Annotated in this window: 11 protein-coding genes; 6 read left to right on the top strand and 5 right to left on the bottom strand. The window is 42.2% G+C overall.

Annotated features, from left to right (window positions below; genetic code table 11):
• Window positions 1-28: 28 nt before the first annotated feature.
• The gene (kduD, locus tag MUS1_RS12040; protein WP_036162959.1) at window positions 29-787 is read right to left on the bottom strand and encodes a 2-dehydro-3-deoxy-D-gluconate 5-dehydrogenase KduD; all 759 of its coding nucleotides are present in this window, start codon (window positions 785-787) and stop codon (window positions 29-31) included.
• 270 nt (window positions 788-1,057) lie between these two features.
• On the opposite strand from kduD, the gene ggt reads away from it, so the two are divergent.
• On the top strand, window positions 1,058-2,818 hold the full coding sequence (gene ggt, locus MUS1_RS12035; protein WP_036162956.1) for a gamma-glutamyltransferase: 1,761 nt from the start codon (window positions 1,058-1,060) through the stop codon (window positions 2,816-2,818).
• 169 nt (window positions 2,819-2,987) lie between these two features.
• Here ggt and MUS1_RS12030 read toward each other — a convergent pair whose 3' ends face one another.
• From MUS1_RS12030 to epmA, 4 genes are all read right to left on the bottom strand, one after another.
• A complete protein-coding gene (locus tag MUS1_RS12030) occupies window positions 2,988-3,788 on the bottom strand; it encodes a GGDEF domain-containing protein (RefSeq protein ID WP_036162951.1) in 801 nt (266 codons plus the stop codon).
• A gap of 138 nt (window positions 3,789-3,926) precedes the next feature.
• Window positions 3,927-5,285, bottom strand: a complete 1,359-nt coding sequence (locus MUS1_RS12025; RefSeq protein ID WP_036162948.1) for a sigma-54-dependent transcriptional regulator — start codon at window positions 5,283-5,285, stop codon at window positions 3,927-3,929.
• Between the two features lie 21 nt (window positions 5,286-5,306).
• Window positions 5,307-7,592, bottom strand: a complete 2,286-nt coding sequence (locus MUS1_RS12020; RefSeq protein WP_036162946.1) for an ATP-binding protein — start codon at window positions 7,590-7,592, stop codon at window positions 5,307-5,309.
• 56 nt (window positions 7,593-7,648) lie between these two features.
• Window positions 7,649-8,626 (bottom strand): EF-P lysine aminoacylase EpmA, encoded by a 978-nt coding sequence (gene epmA, locus MUS1_RS12015; protein WP_036162943.1) that lies wholly within the window; start codon window positions 8,624-8,626, stop codon window positions 7,649-7,651.
• 138 nt (window positions 8,627-8,764) lie between these two features.
• Here epmA and MUS1_RS12010 point away from each other — a divergent pair, with 138 nt between their 5' ends.
• From MUS1_RS12010 to MUS1_RS11990, 5 genes are all read left to right on the top strand, one after another.
• Entirely contained in the window at window positions 8,765-9,508 is a 744-nt protein-coding gene (locus MUS1_RS12010; RefSeq protein ID WP_342665497.1) for an aminotransferase class I/II-fold pyridoxal phosphate-dependent enzyme, read from the top strand.
• Between the two features lie 59 nt (window positions 9,509-9,567).
• Window positions 9,568-10,917, top strand: a complete 1,350-nt coding sequence (locus MUS1_RS12005; RefSeq protein ID WP_036162937.1) for a CobW family GTP-binding protein — start codon at window positions 9,568-9,570, stop codon at window positions 10,915-10,917.
• A gap of 120 nt (window positions 10,918-11,037) precedes the next feature.
• Window positions 11,038-11,493: a hypothetical protein gene (locus MUS1_RS12000; protein ID WP_036162935.1), complete on the top strand. Its 456-nt coding sequence runs from the start codon at window positions 11,038-11,040 to the stop codon at window positions 11,491-11,493.
• Window positions 11,487-11,666: a DUF1289 domain-containing protein gene (locus MUS1_RS11995; RefSeq protein WP_036162934.1), complete on the top strand. Its 180-nt coding sequence runs from the start codon at window positions 11,487-11,489 to the stop codon at window positions 11,664-11,666. The genes MUS1_RS12000 and MUS1_RS11995 overlap by 7 nt, the downstream gene beginning before the upstream one ends.
• Before the next feature lie 184 nt (window positions 11,667-11,850).
• Entirely contained in the window at window positions 11,851-12,852 is a 1,002-nt protein-coding gene (locus tag MUS1_RS11990; protein WP_036162933.1) for an NADP-dependent oxidoreductase, read from the top strand.
• Window positions 12,853-12,903 lie beyond the last annotated feature (51 nt).

Genomic DNA, 12,903 nt, shown 5'->3' with positions numbered 1-12,903 from the left:
GAAATATAACCAACCCTTAATTCAAAAACTAACGTGCTAACCAACCACCATCAACGGCGATGGTGTAACCATGCACATAACGTGATGCATCAGAAGCAAGAAATACAATCGGTCCAGCCATGTCATTGGGTGTTCCCCAACGTCCTGCAGGAATGCGGCCTAATATTTCACTGGATCTATTTTCATCTGCTCGTAGCGCTTCAGTATTGTTGGTTTCCATATAACCAGGGGCAATAGCGTTCACATTAATGCCATGTTGCGCCCATTCGTTCGCTAAGGCTTTGGTTAAACCTAACACACCACTTTTCGATGAAGTATAAGACGGCACGCGAATACCTCCCTGGTAAGACAGCATAGACGCAACGTTGATAATGTTCCCTGCGCTCTTCTGAGCCATCACTTGCTTAGCAAAAGATTGAGACATAAAAAACAAGGTTTTCAGATTAACATCCATCACCTCATCCCAATCTTTCTCAGTAAAATCGATGGCATCATTACGACGAATAATACCCGCGTTATTCACTAGAATATCAATTTTACCAAACGCATTGACCGCTTCTTTAATAACAAGGTCCGTGGTTTCTATCTTGCTCATATCCGCAATTACGCTATGAAATTTCCGGCCCGCTTTTTCAATCAAAGCAGCCGTTTCAGAAGGATCACTTCTGTTTACACCCACTATGTCCGCACCGGCTTGTGCCAACGCCAACGCCATGCCTTGGCCTAATCCTGTATTGCAGCCAGTCACGATTGCGACCTTATTGGTAAGATCAAACATTCCATTCATAACAACACCTTATATTTATTAACACACCTGTTTCTATCAGATTTTTATACATTAAATGACCATAAAATTATTGATTGAGAGTAGCACAAAAATGATTATTCGATATTTTCAAAGTGGTGTTTTATCTTTCATTGAACTGTAGCTCTCAGATATAAAAGATATCGAATCTAGTGAAATTCTATCGTTTTATACATTCACCCAAAGACACAATTATGATTAGATAAGAGCCGTACTGCTTTACTTATCACTAAATAAATCAGGATATTTATTATGTTTCATAACTATTCATGGCGTCATTTCTGTACCCTCTTCCCTTTATATTTTCTCAATTCGAGCTTATTAGCAGCCGGGCAAGCGGCCGACGCTGTTGCTCCAGAAGCCGCCACTGGTATACAAGTACAGACCTTAACTCACGCTAACAAATTCATGGTGGCAACAGCAAATCCTGTCGCTAGCCAAGCTGGTTACGATGTATTAAAAGCTGGAGGTTCTGCGATCGATGCCTTAGTGGCTGTTCAAATGACACTTGGGTTAGTAGAGCCGCAATCCTCTGGTTTAGGTGGTGGTGCTTTTGTTGTGTATTACGATGCTAAGGAGCAAAAACTAACCACATTTGATGGCAGAGAAACTGCACCTATGGCCGCCACACCAGAACTTTTTCAAGACGATAAAGGCGAACCTTTATCTTTCTATACTGCTGTTGTGGGTGGTCGTTCTGTTGGAACACCGGGCACAGTAAAACTCATGGGGGAGCTGCACGATAAATATGGCACCTTACCTTGGAAAGACTTGTTAGAGCCTGCTGCGAAAATAGCCCAAGAGGGGTTTATCGTTTCACCACGTTTAGCAGAGGCAATTAAAGGCAGCGCAGAATATTTGTCTCGCTACCCAAAAACAAAATCGTATTTCTTTAATTATGACGGTACTCCGGTAGAAGCAGGTAGTCGAATGACTAATACGGCTTATTATAAAACCTTAAATTTATTAGCTGTTTACGGTCCCGACGAGTTTTACACAGGCCAAATTGCTAAAGACATTGTCTCCCAAGTACAAATTATCGCAGACAACCCTGGTGTATTATCTGAACAAGATTTTGCCAACTACACGGTCAAGGAACGAACACCTGTTTGCTTGCCTTATAAAAAATTCGATGTGTGTGGAATGGGGCCACCAAGTTCTGGCGCGTTAACCGTTGGGCAAATCTTAGGCATCACACAAGAATTCGACCTAGCAAAAATGGGCGCAAATTCTCCAGAAGCGTGGCAAATCATTGGCGATGCATCTCGTCTGGCATTTGCAGATCGTGGTCGCTATATGGCAGATACGGATTTTGTGCCTATGCCTCAAGGCTTACTGGACAAAAACTATCTGGCAGAACGAGCTAAACTTATCACTCCCGGTAAAGCGCTAGAAACCGTCTCTGCTGGTGAACCAGAATGGCGTCATCCAATAACACAAGCCGATGACATTTCTATTGAATTACCATCAACTAGCCATATCTCAATTGTCGATAAGGATGGCAATGCGGTTTCGGTAACCACAACTATTGAGAACGGTTTTGGCTCAAATGTGATGAGTAATGGTTTTTTGCTAAATAACGAACTAACAGATTTTTCCTTCAAATCTCATCAAAATGGTTATCCAATCGCGAATCGACTAGAGCCGGGTAAACGCCCTCGCTCTTCTATGTCGCCCACTATTATTATGAAAGACGACAAACCTTATTTAGTCGTTGGTTCTCCTGGTGGTTCTCGTATTATTGGTTACGTAGCTAAAACTCTGATTGCTCATATTGAATGGGGTATGGACATTCAAGAAGCCATTTCATTGCCGAATATGTTGAATCGATTTGGAACATACGATCTTGAAAAAGGAACTCAAGCCGAACGTTTCGAGAAACCACTGACCGACATGGGATTCAAAGTCTCTATTAAAGATTTAAACTCTGGTATTCAAGGCATTATTATTGAAGATACGGGGTTGCTTGGTGGGGCTGATCCAAGACGTGAAGGCCTTGTATTAGGAGACTAGTCCTCAAAATTAAAGTGCAGAATTATAATGCGAAGACGAAAAACAGCCATTCGCTTTAATCTGCACAACAAAAATACAGATTCACTAAAAATGGCGACCATAATAGTCGCCATTTTTTATGATTATTAGCTTTCAACAAGCCCTTATAAAGGTAAAAAATAGACAAATATCAACCTTCCACATCACCCATTGCAAAACCATTTCTACCTGAACGCTTCACTTTATATAGAGCATTGTCGGCGGCTTTCATTGCCATATCAATTGCATGGCCATCTCTACCGCGAATACTAGCGAAACCGATACTGGCAGCAAACGAAATTGGGAATCCATCAAATTCTACCTTATCAGATCGAACCCGCTCTAAAATTTGCTCCGCGAAATTTTGTGGAACAAATTGAATGGTGTTGTCTAAAAAAATAACAAATTCATCCCCACCTAAACGACCAACAACACTAGGCTCTGGAGCTAATTCAAGTAATACAGCACTAAAGGCAGCCAATACTTGATCGCCAGCAGCGTGACCATATTGATCATTAATGGGTTTTAAGTTATCTAGATCTAAAATGAAAAACCCAGGTAAGTGTTTATTATCTAGATAGTCAATCTGCTCTGAGAGGCTAACATTTTCAAGATCAGGAGGGCTGGATAAAATCCGTTCAACTTTTTGATAAAAATACCCACGATTATAAGTATTCGTTAGGCTATCAACAGTCGCTAACTCAGTCATTTTAACTTCCATTTCATCTATATGGAAAAATAAACCCGCTAAATACCAAGAAAGAAAAGGAGTAACCAAAACCGTAATACTAGAAATTAAAATAAAGTCTTCAAAAGGAATATAAGTAAGATCAAACCACTCTACGAACAGAAAATTAAGCAGATAGGCCAGAGTAGCAGATAAGACTGTTAATGTTACAACTAAACCAACTCGCCCAAGTCTGCGTAGGCAACGTCTAATAAATAATGTCACTTTGTCTCCATACAGCCAGAAAAACGTATTATATAAAATAGAATTTAAGTCCATCGCTTATGAGCGCTATAAACTGGTTTAAAAATTATACAGCAAGCTGACTTTGACACCCAACATTACTAACCTTTAAATCAAGTTTTATAACTTAAAAATATCCTTATCTAGCCCATATTTTCGCATTTTGTCATATAACGTTTTACGCGGCAGACCCAGTGCATCCATGGTGCTTTTTATTGACCCTTTTTGGCGCATTAATTCTTGTTCTAATAAGGTTTTTTCAAAGCGTTCCATTTGCTCAGGCAGAGTCATGACACCAGGGTTATTTTCATTCGTGATGATTTCATCAAACTCAAAAGAGCCCGCCTCTCCCATCAAGACATAACGCTCGGCAAGGTTACGTAATTCACGAACATTCCCTGGCCATTCATAACTCAATAAGCTGTGCATTCGTGCTGCAGAAAGGGGTTCAGATTCACGTTTATATTGCGCTGTCGCCACTAAACAAAAATGCTGCCAAAGCAGTGAAATATCATCTTTTCTTTCACGTAATGGTGGAATATCAACTCGTACTACGTTCAATCGATAGTACAGATCCTCACGGAAAGTATCGCCTTCACTCAACTGTTTTAAGTCAACTTTGGTTGCTGCTAAAATCCGCAAATCCAAATCAATACCAGTATTCGACCCTAAACGCTCTAAACGGCGCTCTTCCAAAACACGCAATAAACGAATTTGCATGGACATGGGCATGCTTTCGATTTCATCAAGAAATAAAGTACCGCCATTGGCGTGTTCTAGCTTACCAATGCGCTGTGTTTTAGCATCGGTAAAAGCGCCTTTTTCATGACCAAAAAGTTCAGATTCCATAATGGAATCCGGTACGGCGCCACAGTTAATCGCCACAAAAGCATGACCCCGACGAGAACTGTGCTCATGAATATAACGAGCAACTAATTCTTTTCCTGTCCCCGTTTCACCTTGAATTAAGATATCCGCACCGGTATCCGCCACATGCAATAACGCCTGACGTAAACGATGAATACCAGACGTATTACCAATAATACGAGGGCCCGGAGCATTTTGCGCCACCAATTCTAAACGCAGGTTTCGATTTTCTAAGGTTAAATGACGTTTTTCCGTGGCACGTCTGACTACTTCAATAAAGTCTTCATTCGAAAAGGGTTTTTCAATAAAATCATACGCGCCATCACGAATGGCATTGACCGCCATACTGATGTCACCATGACCAGTAATAACAATGAAGGGAATCTCTGCATCAATTTTTTTAACGTCTTCAAACAACGCCAAACCACTTTTGCCTGGTAAATTAATATCACTAACAATCACACCAGGAAAATCTAATGATAAACGTTCAACCACGCCTTGCGCCGTGGAAAATTCAGCCACATCAAAATCTTCTAACTGCAACGTCTGAGAAATCGCCATACGGACGGCTTGCTCATCATCAATTAATATTACCTGCTTATTATCTAGCATGAGATTTCCTTTTGAAAAGCGTTATAAAGCATTGTCATAAGCCATAGACGATGGTTGAAAGCGTGGTAGCCTAACACAAAATTCAGCACCACCTGAGGCCATATTGCTCGCACTAATTTGCCCGCCCATTGCGTCGATAATTCGCTGACTAATAGACAAACCAAGCCCTAACCCTAAACCCGATGATTTAGATGTAAAGAAAGGCTCAAACAGGTTTCGGACGGCTTCGTCACTTAATCCACTGCCCGTATCTTGAACACAAATAATTACGCTGTCGTCTGTGCCTTTCTGTTCAATACAAACTCGTCGATCATGGCTAGGCGACTCCAAAATAGCGTCCGCCGCGTTAGCCAATAAATTGACCAACACTTGCTCCAAAAAGACCATATCGCCATTCACGATAAAGCCTTTATCCTCCGTTACCACCAGCTCGATATCGACTTCTTTATAACGCGTTCCCATAATCTTAATAGCACCCATGATCGCCGTCTGAACCGCAATTGGCCCTTGATGCACATCGCCTTTTCGCGCAAACACTTTGAAGCGCGCAATAATGTCGCTCATATGATGACCAAGCTGACTAATGTGCTGTAGATTCGTCTGCGCCTGATCGTATTGTCCACGGTCAAGAAACTTCAAACCATTCCCCGCAAACGCTCGAATCGCCGTTAATGGTTGATTTAATTCATGATTCAAGCCTGCGCTCAATTGACCAAGCACCGCCAGTTTTGCGGTTTGAATAAGCTCTCGCTGAGTGCCTTTGTGCTCTTCAATTTCCTGACGAAGTCGAATGTTTGCCCCTTCCAATTCAAAGGTTCGCTCTCGCACTCGCTCTTCTAAGTCAATTCGTGCCTGAGTGATTTCTTGCTCATAACGCTTCCGTTCAGTCATATCATGGAAGGTCACCAAATAGCTCAAGCGATTAGGCAGCTGCATCTCACACAAGGTCATTTCCACAGGCACAGGCGCTTGCTCGAAATAACACAAACTGCCTTCTCTGGTGAGCACTTTAATACCGAGATTATTAATGGCGTCAAAAAAATCATCCGAAGGTGACGTCATAAACCCTTCGCCATCAGATCGAAACAACACACTCAAGGGTTGCCCAACCAAAGGGGCTAATGGCTGCCCCACTAACCTTTCAACCGCAGGGTTAAAGGATTCAATTTTATGATTCTCGTCTAACGTCACCAAACCGGCCTGCGTATTTTGAATCACTTCACGAATATACGCTTGATTGTGCCGTGTCATCTCATTGGCATCAGAACGCTCTCGTAACATACGTGTGCGTAACATAGCCAAACCAAACAACAAGGCTGTAATCGTTACGCCACCAGCAAAAATAGCACGCCATAAAGCAATGTCTTCGTTAAGAATTTTCAGCGGCGCTAAAATGGACACTTGGAAACCCAAAAGACTAATCGGCCGACTCATCTTAAGATAAGAAACTCGGTTCAAATTATCGCTGTTATTCGTATTTTTATTTTCTAAGATATCAATAATATGAGATTGATCATCAAAGGATTTTTGATAGGTAATTGCCAATTTCTCAATGGCTTTATCTCCATAGCGCTGGGAATCTGCAATGCGTTTTAGCTCCTCGTGGGATAACTCACCCAGTACTCGATAGACCCAATTAGGGCGAGAACCACTGAACACAACATTATCTGGATCTAACAAGACAAACTCGTAATTTTGATTAGCAAAGCGTTTTTCGAATTGTGTTAAATCCACCTTTACAACCGCAACGCCGATAATCGATTCACCTTCATAAATGGGATAAGAAAAATAATAACCACGACGATTCGACATAATACCCAAGGCATAATATCGCCCCGGTTTACCTGCAATAGCATCTTTAAAGTAAGGGCGAAATACATAGTTACTGCCCACAAAACTACTGCCCCCCCCATAGTTAGAAGCCGCTATGGTTAAACCATCGGCATTCAAAATATAACTGTCTGATGCTTCTGTTATGCGGTTAATCTGCTCAAGTTCTCGATTCAGCTGATTGATGTCTGATTCAAAACCATCTCTAAGAGCTTTTTTCACCCGATCATTCGACGCCAACAGAGTCGGCATATGTTGATACTTGGCAATCGCGCTTTCTAGAACATTAGCAAGCTGATTGAGTTCCTCTATGGTGTCCATACGGAGGGTTTTAATCTGCTGATTTTTTAATGCTTCGCCTCCTTTCCAAATCAATAAAACGACCATGAAAAAAGTAAACAGATAAAACCAAATCCATTGTTTAGAAGAGATAAGGCGCTTCGTGCCTAAGCGATATTTTTCCATTAATGAGTTCACTACAAAGCCTTTTTATTTTTACTTTTTTAAGGTCTAAATTAAGTTTATTCCGATATCTAGGCTCTTGAGTGAGCAAAAGACATAACCTCACCAATATGAGATTTTTGACACATTAACATCAGCAAGCGGTCGATTCCCAACGCCACACCAGCGCATTCAGGCATGCCATTTTTTAAGGCGTTTAATAATCGTTCATCAAATTGTCTGTCTGCTCGTTTTAACTTGTTACGGGAAACTTTGTCTTTTTCAAACCGGTGAGTCTGCTCTTCTGCATCCGTTAATTCGTAATAACCATTCGCCAGTTCCATTCCTTGCCAATACAATTCAAAGCGCGCGGCAACCCATTGATCATTATTATCCATATAGGTTTTCGCTAACGCCGCTTGCGAAGCGGGATAACTGTGAATAAAACAAGGTTGCTCTGTACCAATAGCCGCTTCGATAACACTGGCAAAAATCAATTCTAACAAGGTGTCTCTGTCTGTTTCTTGCAAGCCATATTCTGTGTATTGATGAGCGCATCTTTGCAGTTCGCTCAAACTCGCAGTCAAAGGGTCAACGCCCGTATGTCGCAAAAAAGCATCTTGATAACTGAGGCGTTCACACTTTAATGAGTCATCATCAAACAAGGTCACAAGCAAACTTTGAATTTCATCCATTAACTGCCAGTGATCAAACCCCACTCGATACCATTCCAACATGGTAAATTCAATGCTGTGGCGACGTCCAACATCTTCCGCCCGAAAGACTTTACCCAATTGATAAATAGAACCCGAGCCCGCGCAAAGCAAGCGCTTCATCGCGTATTCTGGAGAGGTTTGCAAATAATAGGTTAGATCTTCACCCTTGGAGCGAGTGTGGCTGGTTAGGACTTCAATATGAGGATCGGAGATACTACCCAAAGACAAACACGGTGTATCGACTTCCATCACATCTCGCGCATCAAAAAAACCTCGAACAGCCTTCAACAGCTGAGCACGTTTTTTTAAAACACAGAGGTCAGCACTGGGTTGCCATAAGGATGCGTTGTACATAAGGAAAGCTCTGAAAAATAAAAGCCATCATAGCAAATGCTGAACGATGAAGTTAGTTTAGAAAGCTCAGCTTACTCGTGAGTATTTTAAGACCAGCCAAGCCAAAGAAAACATCTCGAATCCATTTTACAGCAAGGCTTGATTCAAGCGTCCTTGTTCAGTACCTCGAACATGAATCCAACCGGCATGACCTTACCCGTTAAACAAAAACAAACCTTGGCCGCACTCGCCATGCAATATCAAATTCCAATGATAGAAGACGATGTGTATTTTGAGCTGGGCCATCAGAAACAAAATGCCCTGCCCGCAAAATATTGGGACAAAGAAGGCTATATCATTTGGTGTGGGTCTTTTTCAAAAACGTTAGCCGCAGGGCTACGACTTGGCTGGTGTTTACCTGGGCGGTATTTACAGCCTTACTTGAAAAAGCAAGTCGCCACCAACTTTGGCGTCAATGGTTTCATGCAAGCTTGCTTAGCGGAGTTTATTAATACCGGCGAATACCGTGCTCATATCATTAAAACTCGCTTACTTTTGAATCAACAAATTCACCAGTATCGACGCTTTCTTGTAGAGAATTTACCCGCCAACGCCCACATAAGTAACCCAGACGGCGGCATGGTGCTGTGGATTCAAATCCCCAACTTCAACGCAGTACAACTGGAAAAAGACGCTCAAACACAAGGGATCGATATCCGCAGCGGCGCCTGCTTCAGTACCCACAACTTCTATCACGATTGCTTTCGCATCAACTGCGGCTGGCCACTGAACTTCTCTCATCCTGATACGAATGAAATTGTTAATAAAGTGGGACCTTATCAACAGCTTAATGCCTTGTGTGACATCATCAACAATACAATAAAAAGAGTTTCTCACTCTTAACAGCCACAACTCCGATAAATTAATGTTACGATATAACATAATAAATATCGGAGAGAAACATGTCGAATAAAATCCCCGTTACCGTACTGACTGGTTTTCTTGGTAGCGGCAAGACCACACTGCTTAACCGTATTTTGTCAGAGGAGCATGGCCTACGTATCGCTGTCATCGAAAATGAATTTGGTGAAATCGGCATAGACCAAGATTTGGTCATCAATGCGAATGAAGAAATCTTTGAAATGAACAATGGTTGTATTTGTTGCACGGTACGCGGAGATTTAATTCGTATCTTGGCTGAATTAGCGGAGCGTAAAGACAAATTCGACCGAGTTATTTTAGAAACCACAGGCATGGCAGACCCGGGCCCTGTTGCCCAAACCTTCTTCGTAGACCCTTCAATTAGCGAATTATATGAACTCGATGGCATTATCACGCTTGTGGATGCCAAACACATTAGTGCTCATTTAGATGACAGTACAGATGAAGTCATGGCGCAGGTGGCGTTTGCGGATCGCATCATATTAAACAAGGCTGACTTGGTTTCCAAACAAGACATGCTGAGTCTTAAAAAACGTTTACAAGACATGAACCAAATGGCCGGTTTCTATTCTGCCACCATGGCTGATGCACCCATCTCTGAGCTCCTGGACATTGGTGGATTTAACCTTCAGCGCGCCATGGAAATGAAACCCAGTTTCTTAGAGCCAGAATACCCTTTTGAATGGGGCGGCATTTGGCAACTTCCCGCTGGCCAATATCGTTTTCAATTAGCCAATGGCCCAGATCCAGATATGGCGTTTTTATTGTCTGACGTCAGCCAAAATACAGTCGCTTCAGTATTAGAACTCGCAGAGTCTGTGTTTGTTGAATTTTCAAAAGAAGGCGAAGCTGTCTCTCACCAACAAACACTTGTTGATATTGAAAAATGCTATCGTCTTCAACTCAAAGGCCGAAATCAGTATGATTTTCTTTTAGAGCTAACTGAGACTACGCACATAGCGGTGTTTTCTCAGCACACACCAGAAGAATTTGAGATGCTTCTTCTGAACCAAGACGATAAAGTACTCACTCCAATTGCCGAACATTTCTTTAATGCGGAACATGAGCATAACGATGCCGTCACCTCCGTCTCGATTGAATTATCAGGGCGATTTGATGGCGACATCATCAATGCGTGGCTCAGCATGTTTCTACAAGAAAAAGGTGCCGACATCTACCGCATGAAAGGCGTATTCGGTATACAAGACGAAGAGCACCGAATTGTCTACCAAGGTGTTCATATGTTGCTGGGGGCCCAATTCGGCGAACCTTGGGGCGATGAGATAGCCACAAATCGAATGGTCTTTATTGGTAAGAACCTTGATGAAGATTATATTCGCTTCGCACTGGAAAAGTGTTTGTATAAATAATTCATTGAACCCAACGAAAGACCATTTTTAAAATGGTCTTTCGTCGTATCGCCTTTTTATCCTATACAATAGCGCTAACACCATCGTCAAACAGAAACACTTAAAGAGACACTTCGCTTTATGAAAGACATAAAAAACGTTTTCCGTAACCTAGAAAAATTGCTGAGAAACGCAAATTGGTTTGATGATGGTTGGGAAATCTACAATCGTGGTCCATACCTACAACTTTATAAGTCAAATTGGCACAATCAAAACCAAGGTGGTGTTCATTTTGAAACCTACATTGAATCGCCTCAAATTAAGCAAAAGTCTTTCCCTATCTGCATGCACGCCGAAGAAGATTGTCCATCTCAACCAGAGTTTATTGAAAAATTTTTAGCACTTGAAAGCGGTCGTATAAAAAGTTGGAAAGGCTACCAAACCATCGGCAAGGGTTATCATATTTGTGAACGCACACTGCCTCTTAACTTCAAGAATTTAGAACAGCGCATCTTTGAAGAACTTAACCGACTGCGCCAACTTGCAGACGGCGTTGAACAAGCTCTAAACGAAGTCAACGGAGAGCCCGAATGGTAAAACGCCAAAAAAGCCCCTGCGTTGACCTTTGCGACTTCTCAGGGCCAAAAGGCTGGTGCTTAGGCTGTGCCCGTACTCGACCAGAATGCAACCAATGGCAAAAAATGAAACCCTACGACCGCAACAGAATAGAAAAAGAACTGCAAAAACGCATGAACCAAATCAAAAGCTAAAACTGTTAATAAGCACAGTAGTTATCAACAATTGAAGACATTATGTGAATTAATTAGTCTTTAAGAACCAAAATAGCCATAAACAATTGCTACGACACAATTCATATTTACTCCTTAAAAAGGAACCACTAAGTCAGGAACAATACGTTAGACTAATCCCACATTATTTACAGGAGTACAGAATATGTCTTATCGTAAAATCCAACTAATAGCGCGCCCAGAAAAGGAAATCACTGCCGACATTTTCGAGATCACCACTCAAGCTATTCCTCAGCCAAAAGACGGTGAAGTACTCATCAAATTGACACACCTTTCGCTAGATCCTGCCATGCGTGGTTGGGTAAGCGCAGACGAAGACAGCTACATTCCTCCAGTTGCATTAGGCGACACAATGCGCGCCAGTGGCATTGGTGAAGTCGTCGAGTCTAATAACGAGAAGTTCCCTATTGGCACTCGCGTTATGGGCCTTTTAGGTTTAACAGAATACGCGATCAGCGATGGCAACGGCATTAATCCGATCCCAAAAGAGTTACCAGCAGAAGCGATTCTGTCTGTATTGGCGTTACCGGGCATTACCTCTTATCACGGTGTGTTTGAAGTATTAAAACTGAGTGCAGAAGACGCTGGAAAAACCATTATGATCACAGCGGCGGCAGGCTCTGTCGGCTCCTTGGTTGGGCAAATGGCGAAGAACCTCGGTTTAACTGTCGTCGGTGTCGCAGGATCAGCGGACAAATGCCAGTGGTTAACAGAAGAGATTGGTTTTGATCAGGTTGTGAATTACAAAGACGCTAATTTTGCTGAAAAGCTAGTCGAAGCCACACCGGATGGCATCGACTTCTTCTTTGAAAATACCGGTGGCGTAGCACAAGCCCCTATTTTTGAACGTATGAATGCACACGGCCGAATTGCGGTATGTGGCCTTATTGCTGAATATGACAAGGCAACACCAGACCCAGGTCCAAGCTGGTTAAACATTATTAAAAAACGTTTAACCATTCAAGGTTTCACTATGCCAGATCACTTTCATCGTATTCCTGAATACGGCCAAGCCCTTGGCGGCATGCTGAGCAAAGGCGAATTGAAATACCGTGCGCATACGATTGAAGGCATTGAAAGTGCGACGACGGGTATCAACCTTTTGTTCGAAGGCAAAAATACAGGCAAACTTATTGTTCAGCTATAACGATTAACGTTATAAATGTCAGTACTCAACATCGACGCTAATCAACATCAA

Source organism: Marinomonas ushuaiensis DSM 15871 (assembly GCF_000521805.1).
GTDB lineage: Bacteria > Pseudomonadota > Gammaproteobacteria > Pseudomonadales > Marinomonadaceae > Marinomonas > Marinomonas ushuaiensis.
This window is presented reverse-complemented; position numbering and strand designations above follow the sequence as displayed.